This window comes from Acinetobacter terrestris (genome assembly GCF_004331155.1).
Classification (GTDB): Bacteria; Pseudomonadota; Gammaproteobacteria; order Pseudomonadales; family Moraxellaceae; genus Acinetobacter; species Acinetobacter terrestris.
The window spans coordinates 189,689-209,380 of sequence record NZ_SJNZ01000003.1; the positions used below are offsets into that span (position 1 = coordinate 189,689).

14 protein-coding genes and 3 pseudogenes are annotated in these 19,692 nt (G+C 41.9%); 9 read left to right on the forward strand and 8 right to left on the reverse strand.

Translation table 11 applies throughout. The annotated features are described in order from the left end of the window. Nucleotides 1-83: 83 nt before the first annotated feature. Both rpmA and rplU read right to left on the reverse strand, forming a co-directional pair. A complete protein-coding gene (gene rpmA / locus E0H81_RS03260; protein WP_067723977.1) occupies nt 84-338 on the reverse strand; it encodes a 50S ribosomal protein L27 in 255 nt (84 codons plus the stop codon). Nucleotides 339-356: 18 nt separating this feature from the next. Next, a complete protein-coding gene (rplU, locus tag E0H81_RS03265; RefSeq protein ID WP_067723976.1) occupies nt 357-668 on the reverse strand; it encodes a 50S ribosomal protein L21 in 312 nt (103 codons plus the stop codon). 430 nt (nt 669-1,098) lie between these two features. Here rplU and sdsA point away from each other — a divergent pair, with 430 nt between their 5' ends. The 8 genes from sdsA to E0H81_RS03310 all read left to right on the forward strand — a co-directional run bounded on the left by sdsA (nt 1,099) and on the right by E0H81_RS03310 (nt 11,781). Further along, entirely contained in the window at nt 1,099-2,076 is a 978-nt protein-coding gene (gene sdsA / locus E0H81_RS03275; RefSeq protein ID WP_131266910.1) for an All-trans-nonaprenyl-diphosphate synthase, read from the forward strand. 34 nt (nt 2,077-2,110) lie between these two features. Further along, a complete protein-coding gene (locus tag E0H81_RS03280) occupies nt 2,111-4,165 on the forward strand; it encodes a site-specific recombinase (protein ID WP_131316480.1) in 2,055 nt (684 codons plus the stop codon). 148 nt (nt 4,166-4,313) lie between these two features. Continuing rightward, nucleotides 4,314-4,919 (forward strand): phosphatase PAP2 family protein, encoded by a 606-nt coding sequence (locus E0H81_RS03285; RefSeq protein ID WP_131316482.1) that lies wholly within the window; start codon nt 4,314-4,316, stop codon nt 4,917-4,919. 32 nt (nt 4,920-4,951) lie between these two features. Continuing rightward, nucleotides 4,952-6,217: an efflux RND transporter periplasmic adaptor subunit gene (locus tag E0H81_RS03290; protein WP_131266916.1), complete on the forward strand. Its 1,266-nt coding sequence runs from the start codon at nt 4,952-4,954 to the stop codon at nt 6,215-6,217. 12 nt (nt 6,218-6,229) lie between these two features. Further along, nucleotides 6,230-9,412, forward strand: coding sequence for an efflux RND transporter permease subunit (locus E0H81_RS03295; protein WP_131316484.1), 3,183 nt, complete (start codon nt 6,230-6,232; stop codon nt 9,410-9,412). Then, on the forward strand, nt 9,412-10,869 hold the full coding sequence (gene adeK, locus E0H81_RS03300; protein ID WP_131267051.1) for a multidrug efflux RND transporter AdeIJK outer membrane channel subunit AdeK: 1,458 nt from the start codon (nt 9,412-9,414) through the stop codon (nt 10,867-10,869). The genes E0H81_RS03295 and adeK overlap by 1 nt, the downstream gene beginning before the upstream one ends. 117 nt (nt 10,870-10,986) lie before the next feature. Beyond that, complete coding sequence (locus E0H81_RS03305; protein ID WP_131266920.1) at nt 10,987-11,343, forward strand: YbjQ family protein; 357 nt, start codon at nt 10,987-10,989, stop codon at nt 11,341-11,343. Nucleotides 11,344-11,346: 3 nt separating this feature from the next. Further along, nucleotides 11,347-11,781 (forward strand): YbjQ family protein, encoded by a 435-nt coding sequence (locus E0H81_RS03310; protein WP_131266922.1) that lies wholly within the window; start codon nt 11,347-11,349, stop codon nt 11,779-11,781. A gap of 151 nt (nt 11,782-11,932) precedes the next feature. On the opposite strand, the pseudogene E0H81_RS03315 reads toward E0H81_RS03310, so the two are convergent. The 3 genes and pseudogenes from E0H81_RS03315 to E0H81_RS03325 form a co-directional block, all read right to left on the reverse strand. Beyond that, nucleotides 11,933-12,409: pseudogene (locus E0H81_RS03315) on the reverse strand (SDR family NAD(P)-dependent oxidoreductase); the annotation flags it as partial. Between the two features lie 11 nt (nt 12,410-12,420). Beyond that, on the reverse strand, nt 12,421-13,227 hold the full coding sequence (locus E0H81_RS03320; RefSeq protein ID WP_131316486.1) for an SDR family oxidoreductase: 807 nt from the start codon (nt 13,225-13,227) through the stop codon (nt 12,421-12,423). A gap of 80 nt (nt 13,228-13,307) precedes the next feature. After that, nucleotides 13,308-13,970 (reverse strand): hypothetical protein, encoded by a 663-nt coding sequence (locus E0H81_RS03325; protein WP_131316488.1) that lies wholly within the window; start codon nt 13,968-13,970, stop codon nt 13,308-13,310. A gap of 185 nt (nt 13,971-14,155) precedes the next feature. Here E0H81_RS03325 and E0H81_RS03330 point away from each other — a divergent pair, with 185 nt between their 5' ends. Then, a complete protein-coding gene (locus E0H81_RS03330) occupies nt 14,156-17,047 on the forward strand; it encodes a valine--tRNA ligase (RefSeq protein WP_131316490.1) in 2,892 nt (963 codons plus the stop codon). A gap of 57 nt (nt 17,048-17,104) precedes the next feature. Here the strand turns inward: E0H81_RS03330 and E0H81_RS03335 are convergent, their stop codons facing one another. The 3 genes and pseudogenes from E0H81_RS03335 to E0H81_RS15990 form a co-directional block, all read right to left on the reverse strand. Continuing rightward, nucleotides 17,105-19,072 (reverse strand): ATP-dependent nuclease, encoded by a 1,968-nt coding sequence (locus E0H81_RS03335; protein ID WP_086192577.1) that lies wholly within the window; start codon nt 19,070-19,072, stop codon nt 17,105-17,107. A 92-nt stretch (nt 19,073-19,164) separates the two neighbouring features. After that, nucleotides 19,165-19,326 (reverse strand): annotated as a pseudogene (locus tag E0H81_RS03340) (endonuclease domain-containing protein); the annotation flags it as partial. A gap of 175 nt (nt 19,327-19,501) precedes the next feature. Continuing rightward, nucleotides 19,502-19,692 (reverse strand): annotated as a pseudogene (locus E0H81_RS15990) (transposase); the annotation flags it as partial.

Genomic DNA, 19,692 nt, shown 5'->3' on the forward strand with positions numbered 1-19,692 from the left:
ATGATGAAGAACCCAGATTGTTTTTGACGAATTTACAGGCATAAAAAAACCCACATCAAATGTGGGCTTTTTTCTATTTAAGCTTACGCTTCAACAGATACGTAGCGACGACCGAATTGGCCTTTCACTTCGAATTTGATCACGCCGTCAGCGGTAGCAAATAAAGTATGGTCACGGCCCATACCTACGTTTGTACCAGCGTGGAATTCTGTACCACGTTGACGAACAATAATGTTACCAGCAGTCACAGATTGACCACCGTACATTTTAACACCTAACATTTTAGGGTTCGAGTCACGACCGTTACGTGTCGAACCACCAGCTTTTTTAGTAGCCATGTTTCATAATCCTCGTAATTAGCCTGAAATAGCAGTAATTTTCAACTCGGTAAACCATTGACGGTGACCTTGTTGTTTACGGTAATGTTTACGACGACGCATTTTAACAATACGGATTTTGTCGTGACGACCGTGGCTAACTACTTCAGCAGTTACTGTAGCACCAGCAACAACTGGAGCACCAATTTGAATGCTTTCGCCGTTTACAAGCATTAATACGTCATCAAACGTAATAGTTGTACCAGTTTCAGCTTTCAACAATTCTACTTTAAGGGTTTCACCCTCAATAACACGGTGCTGTTTACCACCGCTTTGGATTACTGCGTACATAATGTACTCCAAACATGCCCGTGTCGTCGTGCCGATAAAGGAATATACCGATCTTAATACGAGCGCCACTGGGGTATATATTAGGGCAAACATATTAAGTGATAATAAATCAAACGACAAGCCATTTCAGTGTTTTTTTGCGCTGATCGAATGTTTATTTTATAAACGATCAAAATCTAGAAAATAAATGACTTTTACATCGCAATTTTACATTTTATAAAATCAAATAGATTTTTAAAATCAATTCGCTACTATAGACTACGCAATGTCCGCTCAGTCACCTATGAGATGAGTTGTTAGCACAGGCGCTCGCTTAAAACCATTTGCCTAGTCAGGATTTAAGCAACTATATTAATATCTTAGCTATATCATCCGATATAGTTGTTACACTATAGAATAAGCAATTCAATTTTTAGAGGTTTCTCTTCACATGGCCATCGACTTTAAGCAAGATATTCTCGCTCCAGTTGCTTCAGACTTTGCTGCGATGGACACGTTTATTAATGAAGGGATTACTTCGAAAGTTGCCTTAGTCATGGCAGTAAGTAAACACGTGGTCGAAGCAGGCGGTAAACGTATGCGCCCGATTATGTGTTTATTGGCGGCAAAAGCCTGCGGCGCAACCGATCTGGAAAGTCATCGTAAACTCGCAGCCATTATTGAAATGCTGCACACTGCGACGCTGGTACATGATGATGTGGTCGATGAATCAGGCTTGCGTCGTGGTCGTCCAACCGCCAATGCGACCTGGAATAATCAAACTGCCGTTCTGGTCGGTGATTTTCTGATTTCACGTGCTTTCGATTTACTGGTCGATTTAAACGATATGACCTTGCTTAAAGATTTCTCGACCGGAACCTGTGAAATTGCTGAAGGTGAAGTTCTACAACTGCAAGCACAGCATCAGCCTGAAACTTCAGAACAGACTTATCTTGATATTATTCATGGTAAAACCTCACGTTTATTTGAACTGGCGACTGAAGGTGCTGCCATTTTATCCGGCACCCCGCAATACCGTGAACCCCTGCGCATTTTTGCTGGTCACTTTGGTAATGCCTTTCAAATTATTGATGATATTTTAGACTACACCTCTGATGCTGAAACATTAGGTAAAAATATTGGTGATGATTTAATGGAAGGGAAACCCACTTTGCCATTAATCTCTGCACTGCAAAAAACCACCGATGAAGAACATGAAATTGTTCGCCGCAGCATTGCAACTGGTGGTACAGCACAATTAGAACGTGTCATTGCCATTGTGCAAAATAGTGGCGCGCTGGATTATTGCCGCCAACGTGCAACAGAAGAAACTGAATCTGCGCTGCAAGCTCTAGATGCGCTTCCTCATAGTGAATATCGCCAAGCCCTGATTAACCTGACCCAACTTGCCTTAAATCGGATTCAATAATGGATTCTGAAAAAAATAGACTTAACCCTCGCCTATGCATATAAATTTTAATGATCTATTTTTAAAAATGCAGGAACAGCTTGAATCGAATCAAGCTGTTTTTGATGATTCACTGTTAATTGAACTGGTTAACCGGATTCGACCAGATGACTCAACCAATACTGAAGAAATCAACTGTAAATTTCGTGCACTCATACAAGCTCTGCTGATTACCCCCAATGCTGTATCTACTTTACAAAATTTTGTCTTAAAACTGATTAGCCAATATAAACAGACCAGTCTGTATGCCGATACCGGCATTTTATCCCTCGATGGTTTTTGGAATCAGCTTGCACAACGTGTAGGCGCGCATTTTTTACCCCTGATTAATGACAAAAGCCAACTGCAAGATTTAGTGCGTCGCGTGTTTTATCAACGCAGTGATAAGTACTGGTTGGACAGCATTTCCAGTGAGGATTGGCAAAAGCTATTTGCCCTGCTTAATCAAGGTCATAGCAATCAGGCTGAAAAACTTAAAATTAACAGTGAGCTGATTAAAGCCATTACCGTTCTGTCTTACCGGATTAGCGGGATTGGACTGTATCCGGAATTTATCAATGCACAGCCCGACTTAACCGAATACGAATCGCCTTTTCTGGTACAGAACCGGGAAATTGTCGAATTCATTCAGCATTATAAAAAACTGCATCAAAATACCGACCCTCTGGCAGTCATGGTCCCACCCGATGCTTCGCAAGCCTTGGTGATGATCGAGCAATGCCGAAATGTCGTTTTAAAAATTCGTCGTGCCATCAAGCGCATTGGCGTAAGTATCAGCCTGAATTATTTATTATCGCTTCTGGAACAGTGTCTCGATCGGATCGAGCTGTTAATTAATTTAATTGTTGAACAAGACAAAATTCGTTATGAATCGCTCAGTGCGTTACTGGTCGATATTACCTCCGCCATTTATAGCGAACGCAGTGTTCGTTCTTTACTGGCCAATAACAGTGAATTAGTTGCCTTACAAGTAACCGAAAATGCCAGTAAAACCGGCGAGCATTATGTAAGTACCGACAAAAAAGGTTTTTGGTCGATGTACAAGGCAGCAGCAGGTGCTGGCGTCATTATTGCCACCATGTCGACCTTGAAAATATTGACAGCACGTCTGGTCATGGCCCCCTTGATGCAGGCATTTATGTTTAGCATGAACTATTCACTCGGTTTCATGCTGATTCACGTGCTGCATTTTACTGTCGCGACCAAACAGCCAGCCATGACGGCAGCCGCGCTTGCAGCTACGGTACAGCATCAAAAAGGTTCTAAAACTGCACAAATTGCGGAACTTGCCGCCCTGATCATTAATATTATCCGGACCCAGTTTATTGCCATCCTCGGCAATATCTCCATTGCCATTCCTACCGCTGCAATCATCACCCTGCTCTGGCAATACGGAATGGGTGAGCCATTGCTGACCCATGCCAAGGCGACCACGACCCTAAACTCACTCAATCCGTTTACTTCACTGGCCATTCCCCATGCTGCAATTGCTGGGGTTTGCCTGTTTTTCTCGGGGCTGATTGCGGGTTATTTCGATAATATGGCGGTATACCGTAAGGTCGGTCCGCGTCTGAAAGCGCATGCTCACTTAAAACTGTTATTGGGTCAGGAACGCTTAAATCATTTTGCTGCATATATTGAGCGGAATTTAGGGGCTTTGGCAGGGAACTTCTTATTTGGGATTATGCTTGGAAGCATGGGAACCATTGGTTTTATTTTGGGTCTTCCGCTGGATATCCGGCATATTGCCTTTGCCTCAGCCAATTTTATTCAAGGCTTGATCGATATTAATGGCAGCGCTGAAATTGGTCTGATTTTTGTATCCTTTTTAGGGGTGTTGTTAATTGGCCTGACCAACTTGTTTGTGAGTTTTAGTCTGACCATTATTGTAGCACTGCGCGCGCGCAGGGTTCGCTTTGAACAGTGGAAGCCGTTGGCCAAACTGGTGCTCACCCATTTCTTAACCCGTCCAAGTGACTTTTTTTGGCCGCCGAAAATTCCATTAGAGGTGGATGAATCATCAACATCACAAAAATCGGCTTATAAGTAATTGGTTATTTTTGTTTTACTTCATGTTAAAAAATCGGTAAAAAGAAATTAGCATAATTTACACATACTTGAAATAAAGTGTACTGATGAGTACACTTTAACCATTAATAGTCATGCTCCAATCGGCTAAGATAACAAAGGTTCCTTACATGCCGTACCTATTGCTTGGCGTAGGATTTTTCTTATTTATTTTCAGTGTATTAATGCTTTTTATCCCATCACTTCATCACTTCGATCTGGTGATGGTTGAATGGATGAGCCAGCATCGTACAGTGCAATTAAATACGATATCTATCACACTTTCTGTTATGGGCGGCATGCCATTTGTGCTATTTTTAACCACAATCTGGTGTTTACACCAAGCATGGTGTAAAAAATATACAAATATTGTTTTTACAAGTTTAGGGCTTATAGGAAGCATTGCCACGGTTTGGCTGCTCAAATATATAATTTCAAGACCCCGTCCACCCGAAATGTATCATCTGGTCAACAGCTATGGTGCTTCATTTCCCAGTGCGCATAGTATTTATGCCGCCACCCTGGGCTGTCTTGCAATTTACCTCAGTCAAAAACATCCACAGCACACACTGATTTGTCTGTGTGCTTTTATATGGTTGTTAATTATGGGAATTTCAAGGGTTTACCTTGGTGTACATTTCCCCTCTGATGTCTTGGCTGGTTGGAGCATAAGTTTTATTTGGATCACACTACTTTATATGCTGTATGCCAAATTCAGTAGGGCGAAAACAAATTAATTTTTAGATAAAAATCTAATCGAGGTGGAACAATGATGTCTGCAAAGCTATGGGCACCCGCCCTTACCGCTTGCGCATTAGCAACAAGTATTGCACTTGTTGGTTGTAGCAAAGATCCTAAGGATGCGCAGCAAGCTGCAGCAGCCCAACAAATGCCACCGACTGAAGTCGGTGTCATTGTTGCTCAACCACAAAGCGTAGAGCAATCGGTTGAACTTTCAGGCCGTACCACGGCATTTGAAATTTCTGAAGTCCGTCCACAAACCAGTGGTGTGATTCAAAAACGTCTATTCACTGAAGGCAGTTATGTCCGTGAAGGTCAGGCGCTTTATCAAATTGATTCCAGCACCAACCGTGCGAATGTCGATAATGCCCGCGCTGCGATTGCAAGCGCTGAAGCAAACCTGAATGTTTTGCGTGTGAAAGAAGGTCGTTACCGTCAATTGGTCGGTTCAAACGCCATTTCAAAACAAGAATATGACGACATCGCTGCGCAAGTAAAATTGGCTGAAGCCACTTTGAGTGCGAACCGTGCAGTCTTGAAAAATGCCGAAATTAATTTGGGCTACTCAACTGTACGCGCGCCAATTTCTGGTCAGACTAACCGTTCAACAGTGACTGTCGGTGCTTTAGTGACTGCAAGCCAGGCAGAACCTTTAGTGACTGTTCAGCGTCTGGATCCAATCTATATCGACATTAACCAGTCCAGTGCTGAATTATTACGTTTACGTCAGCAATTGAGCCAAGGCAGTTTAGACAGCAGTAACAATACCAAAGTCAAACTTAAGCTTGAAGATGGTAGCGACTACCCTGTGGAAGGCCGTCTTGCATTCTCTGATGCCAGTGTTAATCCGGAAACCGGTACTGTAACTTTACGTGCTGTGTTCCCGAACCCGAATCATTTGTTGCTTCCGGGCATGTATGCCACTGCTAAAATTGTACAAGGTGTGATTCCAAATGCCATCTTGATTCCTCAAGCAGCGATTACCCGTACTCCAACCGGTCAGGCGATTGCGATGATCGTGAATGCCAAAGGCGCTGTTGAAACACGCCCGGTGGAAACTGCTGGTGTTCAAGGTAAAGACTGGATTGTGACCAAAGGTTTACAGACAGGTGAAAAAGTGATTGTTGATGGTATTGCCAAGGTGAAAGAAGGCGCAACTGTCGTTGCCAAGCCTTACCAGCCTCAAGCTGCGCCTCAGGGTGCCGGTCAACCTGCCGCACAAGCCAATAAAGCAGCTCAGCCTGCGCAGCAAGCACAACCCAAAACTGAACAAAAATCTACTTCAAATACATAAGGGGTAGACTAGATGGCTCAATTTTTTATTCATCGCCCGATTTTTGCATGGGTGATTGCATTGGTGATCATGCTGGCGGGTATTTTAACCATCAGCAAAATGCCGATTGCGCAATATCCGACCATTGCTCCGCCAACAGTCAGCATTTCTGCGACTTATCCAGGTGCATCTGCCGAAACTGTAGAAAATACAGTGACCCAGATCATCGAGCAGCAAATGAATGGCCTTGATGGTTTACGCTATATTTCTTCAAATAGTGCGGGTAATGGTCAAGCCTCCATTTCATTGAACTTTGAACAAGGTATCGATCCTGATATTGCCCAAGTTCAAGTCCAAAACAAATTACAGTCAGCAACGGCGCTACTCCCTGAAGATGTGCAACGTCAAGGACTTCGAGTCACCAAATCTGGTGCAAGCTTCTTGCAGGTTTTGGCTTTCTACTCACCGAATGGTGAATTGACCGATGCCGACATTAAAGACTATGTGAACTCGAATATTTCTGAACCACTTAGCCGCGTTGCCGGTGTCGGTGAAGTTCAGGTCTTTGGTGGTTCATATGCAATGCGTATTTGGCTTGATCCTGCCAAACTAGCCAGCTACCAACTTTCTCCAAGTGATGTCGTGGCTGCCTTACGTACCCAAAATGCGCAAGTTGCTGTGGGACAATTGGGTGGTGCTCCTGCCGTTGAAGGTCAGGTTTTAAATGCGACCGTAAATGCGCAAAGCTTATTACAAACAGTAGATCAGTTCCGCGGAATTTATCTAAAGAGTGCTGGAACTGGAGCAAAAGTCACTTTGGGTGATGTTGCCAAAGTTGAATTAGGCTCGGACAACTATCAGTTTACCTCTAAATTTAATAGCAAGCCTGCGGGCGGTGTAGCGATTAAACTGGCCACTGGTGCAAATGCATTAGATACAGCAACTGCTGTAGAAGAACGTTTAGTACAGTTACGTAAAAATTATCCAACTGGTTTAAAAGATCAGCTGGCGTTTGATACAACCCCATTTATTAAACTTTCAATTGAAAGTGTAGTTCACACTTTAGTTGAAGCGATTATTCTTGTGTTCCTGGTGATGTTCCTGTTCTTGCAGAACTGGCGCGCAACCATTATTCCAACCATGGCCGTGCCTGTGGTGGTATTGGGTACATTCGCGATTATCAACCTGTTTGGTTTCTCGATTAATACGCTGACGATGTTTGCCATGGTTCTTGCCATTGGTCTACTGGTCGATGATGCGATTGTGGTGGTCGAAAACGTTGAACGTATTATGGTAGAAGAACATCTGGAGCCTGTTGAAGCGACTGAAAAGTCGATGACTCAGATCTCTGGTGCACTGATTGGTATTACCACGGTATTGTCTGCAGTATTCGTCCCAATGGCGTTCTTTAGCGGAACCACCGGAGTGATTTACCGCCAGTTCTCGATTACCCTGGTGACCGCAATGGTTCTGTCACTGATTGTGGCATTAACATTCACCCCCGCACTGTGTGCGACTTTATTAAAGCAGCATGATAAAGACAAAGATCAGAGCAATGGTTTCTTTGCCCGTTTCTTCCGTGGGTTTAACAGTCGTTTCGACCGTATGGCCCAAGGCTACCAAAACTGGGTTGGAAAACTGCTGATTCATAAATTCATTGCCGGCGCGATTTATGCGGTCGTGATTGTCGGTCTATTGTTCTTGTTCAAAAGCTTGCCAAGTTCATTCTTGCCGGATGAAGACCAAGGCGTAGTCATGACCCTGGTTCAGCTTCCACCGAATGCCACCCTGAACCGTACTGAAAAAGTTATTGATCAAATGACTGGCTTCTTTATGGAAGGTGAAAAAGCCAATGTCGACTCGGTATTTAGTGTCGCTGGTTTCTCATTTACCGGTGTCGGTCAAAATGCCGGTCTAGCTTTCATTAAGCTGAAAGACTGGGAAGAACGTACCACTAAAGAATCTACTGTGGGTGCCATTATTCAACGTGGTATGGCGCTTAACGTGATTGCCAAAGATGCCTCTTATGTCATGCCTTTACAGCTTCCTGCAATGCCTGAACTGGGTGTTTCTGCAGGCTTCAACTTGATGTTGAAAGATGCTGCGGGTAATGGTCATGAGAAAATGCTGACTGCGCGTAACATGATCTTGGGTATGGCTGCACAAGATAAACGTCTTGCTGGTGTCCGTCCGAATGGTCAGGAAGATACGCCACAGTACAAGATCTATGTAGATAACGAAAAAGCCAGTGCTATGGGCGTCAGCATTGCAGAAATCAACAGCACCATGAGTATTGCTTGGGGTGGTTCATACATTAATGACTTCGTCGACCGTGGTCGTATTAAGAAAGTTTATGTTCAAGCCGTTCCTGATGCACGTATGATGCCGGAAGATCTCAACAAGTGGTACGTACGCAGCAACGCTGGTCAAATGGTTCCATTCTCTGCTTTTGCTACAGGTGAATGGACTTACGGTTCACCACGTCTTGAACGTTATAACGGTATTTCATCAGTCAACATTCAGGGTACGCCTGCTCCGGGTGTCAGCTCGGGTGATGCGATGCTTGCCATGGAAGAAATCATTGCCAAATTGCCTGAAATGGGTATGCAGGGCTTTGACTACGAGTGGACAGGTTTATCTTTAGAAGAACGTGAATCTGGCTCGCAAACGCTTGGCCTGTATGCACTTTCAATGCTGATCGTATTCCTGTGTCTTGCTGCATTGTATGAAAGCTGGTCAATTCCATTCTCTGTCATGCTGGTGATTCCACTGGGTATTGTCGGTGCAGTAGGTCTGACTTTCTTGGGCATGGTGCTTCTGAAAGATCCAAACCTGTCAAATAATATTTACTTCCAGGTGGCGATTATTGCCGTCATTGGTTTGGCTGCAAAAAATGCGATCCTGATTGTAGAATTCGCCAAGGAACTGCAAGAAGATAAAGGCGAGCCTTTACTTGAAGCAACCCTTCATGCAGCAAAAATGCGTTTACGTCCAATCATTATGACCACTTTAGCCTTCGGTTTCGGTGTACTTCCGCTTGCCCTTTCATCAGGTGCCGGCGCAGGTAGCCAGCACTCGGTCGGTTATGGTGTACTCGGTGGCGTAATCAGTTCGACTTTATTGGGTATCTTCTTTATTCCTGTGTTCTATGTCTGGATTCGAAGTATCTTTAAATTTAAACCTAAAAAACCAAATAATCAGGAGCAAGCATCGTGATGCAAAAGGTATGGTCTATTTCAGGTCGTAGCATTGCGGTATCTGCACTTGCGCTTGCTTTGACAGCTTGTCAAAGCATGCGTGGCCCAGAGCCCGTAGCTCAAGCGAATATTCCAGAACAAGGTTATTTAACTGCCAGTTCTGGTCCTTCAATTGCTGAACAAGGTTATAAAGACTTTTTTGCCGATCAACGCTTATTGCAAGTGCTTGATCTGGCATTAGCCAATAACCGTGATTTGCGTACTTCGACATTGAATATTCAACGTGCGCAGCAACAGTATCAAATTACCCAGAACAACCAGCTGCCAACTATTGGTGCTAGCGGTAGTGTGCTGCGTCAAGACACGCTCAACACCGGTGCCATGACCAGCTATAATGTTGGCTTAGGCGTCACTGCCTATGAGCTGGATTTTTGGGGTCGTGTACGCAGCTTAAAAGACAATGCTTTAGATACTTATTTAGCAACGTCAAGCGCACGTGATGCTACTCAAATTGCATTAGTGGGTCAGGTTGCTCAAGCATGGTTGAACTACTCGTTCGCCAATGCAAATTTAAGACTTGCAGATCAAACACTGAAAGCTCAGCTTGAGTCTTATAACCTCAACAAGAAACGTTTTGATGTCGGGATCGACAGTGAACTTCCTGTTCGTCAGGCACAGATCTCTGTAGAAACTGCGCGTAACGATGTTGCCAATTACAAGACCCAGATTGCTCAAGCACAGAACTTGCTTAATCTGCTTGTAGGGCAAGCGGTTCCTGCAAACTTGCTGCCAACTCAACGTGTAACGCGTATTACCACCAACAATGCACTTACTGCAGGCTTACCAAGTGACTTGCTCACCAATCGTCCTGATGTACGTGCTGCGGAATACCAATTGTCTGCTGCAGGTGCCAATATTGCGGCGGCTAAGGCACGCTTGTTCCCGACCATCAGTTTGACCGGTAATGCAGGCTATGCGTCAACCAGCTTAAGTGACCTGTTTAAATCAGGTGGATTTGTCTGGTCTATTGGTCCAAGTATTGATCTTCCAATTTTCGATTGGGGAACACGTCAAGCCAACATCAAGATTTCAGAAACAGATCAGCAAATTGCGTTATCTGACTATGAAAAATCGATTCAGTCCGCTTTCCGCGAAGTGAATGATGCCTTGGCAGTACGTCAAAATATTGGCGACCGTTTAGCGGCGCAGCGCCGTCTGGTTGATGCAACCAATACCACCTACCGACTTTCTAATGCCCGCTTCCGTGCCGGTATTGACAGTTACTTGACGGTACTGGATGCGCAACGTGCATCTTATGCGGCTGAACAAGGTTTATTGTTGCTTGAACAAGCCAACATGAATAACCAGGTTGAAGTCTATAAAACACTCGGTGGAGGTATTAAAGCCAACACCAGTGATGCCGTTCTACAGCCAGCGTCTACTGCTGAACAAAAAGCTGCAAACAGCGCTCAATAATTTTAAGCATTAATTTTAAGCGTTGTTAAAAAGCCTGCTCTATGCAGGCTTTTTTATTGCTTTTTAAGGCTCGATTTCCTATCTTCAGTACAAGTACCTTTATTTGAATCTCAAAACATGCTTTTAAGTAATCTAGAATCTGTGCCGGGACATACTATTCTCCGTCAAATTGATGTGGTGTATGGCAGCACCGTGCGCAGCAAACATGTTGGACGTGATCTGCTTGCAGGCCTGAAAAATATAGTCGGTGGTGAACTGACGGCCTATACAGAATTGCTTGAAGAGTCACGTCAGGAAGCCATGAGCCGCATGATTGAAAAAGCCCAATCTATGGGTGCAAATGCTGTAGTGGGTATTCGTTTTTCAACTTCAAATATTGCCCAAGGCGCTTCTGAACTTTTTGTTTATGGCACTGCCGTGGTGGTTGAAGCAAATACACAAAAACTGCCTGATCCCTTCCCGACTCAAGGCTAAGCTATGGATGCCTTGATATTTAAAATAGCCATCTTTGTGATTTTATTTGCGGTGGGCTGGGGCTTTGGCCGATATACCGAAAGAAAGCATTTAAATGAACTGGATGAACAGGAACAGCGTCTGGCTTATATCACACTGGATAATAGCCGTTTTAAGACCTCTCCACATTTGGGGCAAATGATCAGTAGCAATGTGGTCATTTCACATGATTACTTCAAATATGTGATTGCCAATATCGAAAACTTTTTTGGTGGGCGTTTGACCCGATATGAAAGTGTGGTTGAACGTGCCAGGCGTGAAGCCATTGTGCGTTTAAAACTGGAAGCGGAAAAAATGGGCGCAACCCATATTATGGGCTTGCGTTTAAGTACCACTGAACTGGGAATGCAAGGCGGGATGGTTGAAGTGTTTGCGTATGGCACAGCGATTCAATCGTAAATCCTCCCCAGCCCTCCTTTTATAAAGGAGGGAGAAAAGCATAGTCCCTCTTTAATAAAGAGGGATTTAGGGAGATTGTTTGTCACTTTCCCCTTCTATACTCAAAATATATTGCGAGTGTATTCATCTTTAAAAAACGATGGAGCTTTGCTTACTTCACCTTTATCTTGCGAATCATTTTATACAGTGTAGGTGGCGATAAACGCGAAACTAAAACGCCCAGTTTTTCTTTACGCCCACCAACCACAATATATTCTTCATCTGCAAGCAGAGATCTGACTACAATTTTGGCAAATTCCTCTGGCTGCAAGCCATTTTCAATCGCTTCATCTTGATGACCCTGTGCTTTGCCTTCGCCATTTAAAGCATTAAATGAAACATTGGTTTTGACAAAGCCCGGAAAAATGACCGAAACACCCACGCCTTCATCCGCCACTTCTGCCCTTAAGCTGTTGGCCCACATGTGAATTGCGGCTTTGGCTGCCGAATACGATGCTCGGTATTGTGTACCCAATAACCCTGCGATGCTGGAAACAAAGGCAATTCGACCTGATTTTTGTTTTAAGAAAGTGGGTAATACGGTTTTGGTGAGGAACACCTGAGAAAAATAATCCACTTCCATAAAGGATGGAGCTTTGCTTACTTCACCTTCATCTTGCGGATCATTTTATACAGTGTAGATGGTGACAAACGCGAAACTAAAACGCCCAGTTTTTCTTTAGTACCACCAACCACAATATATTCTTCATCTGCTAGCAGAGACTTGACTACAGTTTTCGCGAATTCCTCCGGCTGCAAGCCGTTTTCAATCGCTTCATCTTGATGACCCTGTGCTTTGCCTTCGCCATTTAAAGCATTAAATGAAACATTGGTTTTGACAAAGCCCGGGAAAATGACCGAAACGCCTACACCTTCATCCGCCACTTCAGCACGTAAGCTGTTGGCCCACATGTGAATTGCGGCTTTCGCTGCCGAATACGATGCACGGTATTGCGTACCCAATAACCCTGCAACACTGGAAACAAAGGCAATTCGTCCTGATTTTTGTTTTAAGAAAGTGGGTAATACGGTTTTGGTGAGGAACACCTGTGAAAAATAATCCACTTCCATAATGGCGCGTTCAGTTTGCATGGTGGTATCGGCAATCAATGCACGCTGGCTTAAACCGGCATTATTGATCAGCCAATCAATACGCCCTTTCTCATTTAAAACCTGTTCATAAGCATGGCGAACTTGAGTTTCATCGGTAATGTCGGCAACAACAGAAATATGCTGATCGGGATTGGCTAAACTTTGGCGGACATTTTCCAGTTCATCCTTACGACGGGCAGTCAGTACAATCTGTGCGCCTTGTAAGGCACATTCTTGCGCAAGTGCCTTACCCAAGCCTGAAGATGCCCCTGTAATCCATACCACTTTATTGTTTAAACTGTCCTGCTTCGCCATATTGTTGTTCCTAATTACACTTACGATTAATAATGCGTTGAGACCTTAATGCATGGATATCTTAATGCATGAATACCTTATTAATGTTTTTGCTCATGATTCAAAAACCTCAAAAAATGGTCAAAATAACGATGGGTCATTTGCGAATCATACTGGGTACCCAGTCTTTCTAAACGCTTATAGCCCATCTGGGTGGTCAAATGAATCACGCCATTTAAAGTTTTATCCACCACCACATTGAATTTCAATATGCTTTTGGGTTCACGGACCAGACTGGTCACCCCTTGATCGATCATCTGGGTAAATGCTTTCAAGCCTGGCGAAACATAATGCGTATTGCCGTTTTTGAGTTGCTCGACACATTCCAGCAATTCCACCACCAAGACATGATCGACACTATAAGAAATATAATTCTGACCATGTTCCTCATAGGCCTTGTCTTTCAGATAATTCACCATCGGGATCAAACGATCATTGCCAAAGAAAGAAACCGACCATGGCATATATTTGCGTACGGTATCTAAAATTTGCTGCACCATTTTTTCAGATTCCCGATCGGCTGTAGTCGACAATCGCGCAATTTCACCAAAAACCTGATCGACAACTTCACAGGAAATATCTGCCAGCACCTCGCCTAAAGGCTTGGCTAAACTTTGAGTTTCACCCTGATTCAATTGCTGATGAATCTGCTGAAAGCGCTGATGGGTTTCTCGGGTTAGTTTTAAAGAAATTAAATAGCTCATAGCGATAACATCCTTTTTAGAATTGTATTGCGATCATTCGCGCTGTTTTTATTTAACTCTTATCATAAGTTCTTATTCAGTGTATGCCAATTGCATAAAGTTTGCATTTGGTGAAGCTGCCTCATTCGGTAATTTTTTTGCTACAATAGTCCTAATTTTTTATTCACTTTTGATCTGTTCTGACTATGACTGATTCTGCGCAAAATATTGCTACGACCTACGATCCTACCGAGATCGAGAAAAAATGGTACAAGACCTGGGAAGAGAACGGCTACTTTAAGCCGTCTCAAAAAGGCGACTCCTTCTGTATCATGATTCCGCCACCAAACGTCACTGGTAACTTGCACATGGGTCATGGTTTTAACAATGCCATTATGGATGCCTTGACCCGTTACAACCGTATGTCTGGCAAAAACACTTTGTGGCAACCGGGGACTGACCATGCCGGTATCGCAACCCAGATGGTGGTTGAACGTCAATTGGCAGCACAAGAAATCAGCCGTCATGACTTGGGCCGTGAAAAGTTCATTGAAAAAGTATGGGAATGGAAAGAACAGTCTGGCGGTAACATCACCCGTCAAATCCGTCGCCTCGGTTCGTCTGTAGACTGGTCACGTGAACGCTTCACCATGGATGATGGTCTTTCCAACGCAGTAAAAGAAGTCTTCGTACGCTTACATAAAGAAGGCTTGATTTACCGTGGTAAACGCCTGGTGAACTGGGATCCGAAACTGCAAACTGCCCTGTCTGACCTTGAAGTTGAATCAGTAGAAGAAAAAGGTTCACTTTGGCATTTCAAATATTTCTTTGAAGATAAAGACCTTCGTACCAAAGATGGCAATGACTTCTTGGTTGTTGCTACAACGCGTCCTGAAACGTTGCTTGGTGACTCGGCTGTTGCAGTACACCCTGAAGATGAACGCTATGCACATCTTGTCGGTAAAAACATCGTTCTGCCAATTTCAGGCCGTTTGGTCCCTGTTGTTGCCGATGAATATGTTGAAAAAGACTTCGGTACAGGCTGTGTAAAAATCACTCCTGCACACGACTTTAATGACTATGAAGTAGGTAAACGTTGCAACTTGCCAATCATTAACATCTTCAACAAAAACGCTGAAGTGTTGGCTGAGTTTGAATACATTGCCAAAGCTGGCGAACAGATTTCTAAAACCATTGCTGCCCCTGCGGACTACATTGGTTTAGAGCGTTTTGCTGCACGTAAAAAACTGGTTGAACAAGCTGAAGCTGAAGGCTGGCTAGATCAAATTCAACCGTACGACTTGAAAGCACCTCGCGGTGACCGTTCAGGCGTAATCGTTGAACCGTTATTGACTGACCAGTGGTACGTGAAAATTGCACCCCTAGCTGAACCTGCAATTAAAGCGGTGAAAGACGGCGACATCAAATTTGTTCCAGAACAGTACAGCAACATGTACATGGCGTGGATGAACAACATTCAAGACTGGTGTATTTCACGTCAATTGTGGTGGGGTCACCGCATTCCGGCTTGGTACGATGTAGATGGCAACATTTACGTGGGTCGTTCTGAAGCTGAAGTACGCGAAGAAAATGGCATTGCGGCTGATGTAGAACTGAATCAAGACGAAGACGTTTTGGATACCTGGTTCTCGTCTGGTCTTTGGACATTCTCAACTTTAGGTTGGACTGGCGACGCGAAAAAAGATGCAGAAAACTACTTCCTAAATACCTTCCACCCGACTGATGTGTTGGTGACTGGTTTTGACATAATCTTCTTCTGGGTTGCCCGCATGATCATGATGACCATGCACTTCATGAAAAATGAAGACGGCACGCCACAAGTACCTTTCAAAACTGTGTATGTACATGGTTTGGTACGTGATGGCGAAGGTCAGAAAATGTCTAAATCTAAAGGCAACGTGCTTGATCCTTTAGACCTGATTGATGGTGTAGATTTAGAGACTTTGGTACAAAAACGTACTACAGGCTTGATGAACCCGAAACAGGCGGCGAAGATTGAAAAATCAACCCGTAAAGAATTCCCGGAAGGCATTCAGTCTTACGGTACAGATGCAGTTCGTTTCACCTTCTGTGCTTTAGCGAACACCGGTCGTGACATCAAGTTCGATATGAAACGTGTTGAAGGCTACCGTAACTTCTGTAACAAAATCTGGAATGGTACCCGTTTCGTTCTAATGAACGTTGAAGGTCAAACTGTAGGTCAAACTGCACGTCCTGATCTTTGGGAATTGCCTGAACAATGGATCGTGAGCCGTTTACAAAAAGCGGAACAAGCGGTTCATCAAGCATTTGCAACCTACCGTTTAGACTTGGCTGCACAAGCGATTTACGAGTTCATCTGGAATGAATACTGTGACTGGTATGTAGAATTAACCAAACCAGTTCTGAATGATGAAAATGTTTCTGAAGAACGTAAAGCGGAAGTTCGTCGTGTTCTTCTTGCGGTAATGGAAGCATCTTTACGTCTTGCACACCCAATCATGCCGTACTTGACTGAAGAAATTTGGCAAACCCTTGCGCCGATGATTGGTCTAGGCGGTGAAACCATTATGACTGCGGCTTATCCTGTTGCGGATCAAGCGCTCATCAATGACCAAGCTGAAGCAGATATGCAATGGCTGCAAGGTTTGATTGGTGCTGTACGTAACATTCGTGGTGAAATGGGCTTAGGTAATGCACGTTTACTTCCAGTGTTGATGCAAAACATTACTGATGCTGAAGTTGCGCAAATTTCACGTATCGAGCCTTTGTTTAAAGCATTGGCGAAAGTGGAAAGCATCACTTACCTGGCAGATGGTGAACAACCTCCATTGTCATCATCTTCTGTAGTCGGTCATGCCTCTGTATTCGTTCCAATGAAGGGTTTAATTGACCCTAAAGCGGAATTGGGCCGTTTGCAGAAAGACTTTGATAAAGTTCAAAAGCAACATGACCAGATTGCAGGAAAACTTGCCAATGAAGGTTTCGTGGCAAAAGCACCTGCTGCTGTCGTTGAAGGCGAGAAAGTGAAATTGGCTGAATTTGCGGACCAGTTAGTGAAAATTCAAGCGAATATGGATCAGATTGCAGCGCTTTAATGCTGTAATTTGATTTAAAAAATCCCCTCTTAGTGAGGGGATTTTTTATAAGACATTCTATAAAAAACTTTCTAACTCAGAAATCCATGGAGGAGTAGTTTCATTTTCTTGCTTACAATAAAGATTACAAATTAACTCTTTATTCTTATCAACAAAATTGAAAATTAAATCCTTATAATTAGATGGATTTCCTTCTAGGTCAAAGTCTCTTTTGGGATAAATTATTGAGTTATCACCTTGTATAAAGCTATATGTCTTTTGCTCATCAAATTCAAAATTACTAAATATTTTTTGAATACTCTCATCACCAACAGAATCAATAGCTTGGCTTAATGCCTTATAAAAAGTAGAAGCATTTAAACACTCCTCAATTTCGGTTGGTGATCTATTATTATTTTCTAATTTGCATAATTCAATTTTATCTCTATTAAATTGTAGTCTTCGGATCACTAATTCATTTTTCTTTGTTTGAGATCTAAAACTATCATCAATTTTAAGCGCCTGAAAATCAGTATCAACTAAACAAAAAACCTTACTATTAATTTCTTTAGATTCATTATTTTGTGAAAGCGGTGCATACAAATAATTATATAAATTCAAAATAATTGCACAGCCACCAACTGGTAAAACTATCAAATTTTCAGCTTTATCTTTACTTATATAATTTAAAATATAATTTTTATCTTCTTCACCTTCTACTATTAACCAATGTTTTCTATGTAGCCTTAATGAACTTACAATTGAAGAAACTAAATCAAAAAAGCTTTTAAAATGTATGTCATCTGGATGACTTCCATTTTCTTGAAAATAATTCTTAAATGAATATTGATTAATTTGCACAGAATTATTCTTATCATGTATATGAAATAAGTTTCCTTTATCTAATATTGGTAATGCACCATACCAATGTGTACTTACTAGCATCTGAACATTAAATTTTTTTGCCAATTCATGCAACCTACTAAATTGGCCATAACACATTGATATATGTAAAGATGCCTCAGGCTCATCAATTGCTAGGATAATATTTTGTGACGTATCACGTTCTTGAGTTAAAAAAGCATATGCTATATCAATCAAAGCTTTTTTTCTCTCACCCGCAGATAAGTGCTCTATAGGCTTTTTATCGATTTTAAGCCTTCTTTTATCAAAAAATGTTTCAATAATAATATCTGTTAAATGATTTGCAGTAAGATTTGATTTTGACTTGTATTCTCTAGCAAAAGAATAATTCCTATCAATTTTTTTAATAGTTTCTTGAACTTCTTCAACAAATTTTTCAAGATTTGAATTTAAGAGATCTAAAGTACTTTTGTTGACTGTCCTCTCACCTTTAATCTGTAATTTCGAGTTGAGCATTTCTTCAATTCTTTTTTTAATATTTTCACTCATTAAGTCCTGCATACCTTTCGATTCAAGCCTCAAAAAGTCATTTAATGAAGTTTCAACAGGTATATATTGGAATGAATAATTTTTTAAAAGATCAACTTTCAAAGTCATTAAAACTTTATTAAGCTCTCTTTCATCTTTTAAAATCTGACTTTCTTTTAAACCTTTTTTAATATAGCTATCAAACGTAAAAAAAATGCTATTGGTATCACGCTCAGGAAATGGGAAAAAAGCATAAGTAATAAAATAATGAGTTTCCCTATGCTTTAGAAAATTATCTCTTTGATCAAAAAAATTATTGTACGAATTATAATTGACCGATTTTGTTTGATCGACATTAAAAAATAGCTCACTTATTATAGGAATAATTTTTTGAACATTTTTATCAAACTTATTTAAATCTTCTTTTTTAATTAAAAAACAAGGTGCTACAAAAGCTTCACTCTTTTTTTCTGAGAAATGTACAATAAACTCACTACTGTTAAAGAAACAGTCTAATGATTCCAAAATTGAACTTTTACCAGCACCATTCTGACCGATAAATAAATTAAAATTTTCTAATTCATTTAAGCCAAATGGAATATATCTAGCCCCCTTATAAATTTTAAAGTGACGAAGAAAGACACCAACTAACATAATTCCCCAAAATAAAATTTGTATAATTATTATAAAGTTAACATAACTAATAGTGTAAAACTAGTAAACTAAATGTCTATAGATATATAAATACAGAAAAAGTCCACAATATACGGCGCAACTATATGCTGACGGCAAAATTTTAAGTTCATGAAATGCTTTGCTCTAAGAACTTGCCACATGTGCTGTTCTGCATTTGTGGAGGAATGGCGCATGGATTTGGCGAAGATTAAAAGTTTGGGATCTATTTTCATTTTATTTTTTCTTAATTTTATTCATATTATACGATACACAATGGAGTTCCCTCTCCTGAGCAAGTTTTAAAGCACTGCTTTAAAACGAAGCGCAAGTGAGGGCTAGGGAGAGGTGAAGCTAGAAAATAACCCTCACCCCGACCCTCTACCAAAGGGCATAGGTATCTACACATCTTTAGGTACCTAATGCAATTGTTGCGATTTCATTCAGTTCATCTATTGAATATTCTGAGAGCAGTTGAAGAGTGTTCAGTAAAATCGAAAGTCCTGCCAATATTGCAGGTGCACTTTCCAACTTACCTCTCTTCTGCTGTCGGCCTGAAAGACGGGCCAGAAATATACGAATTTTCTGATTTTGTTCATCTT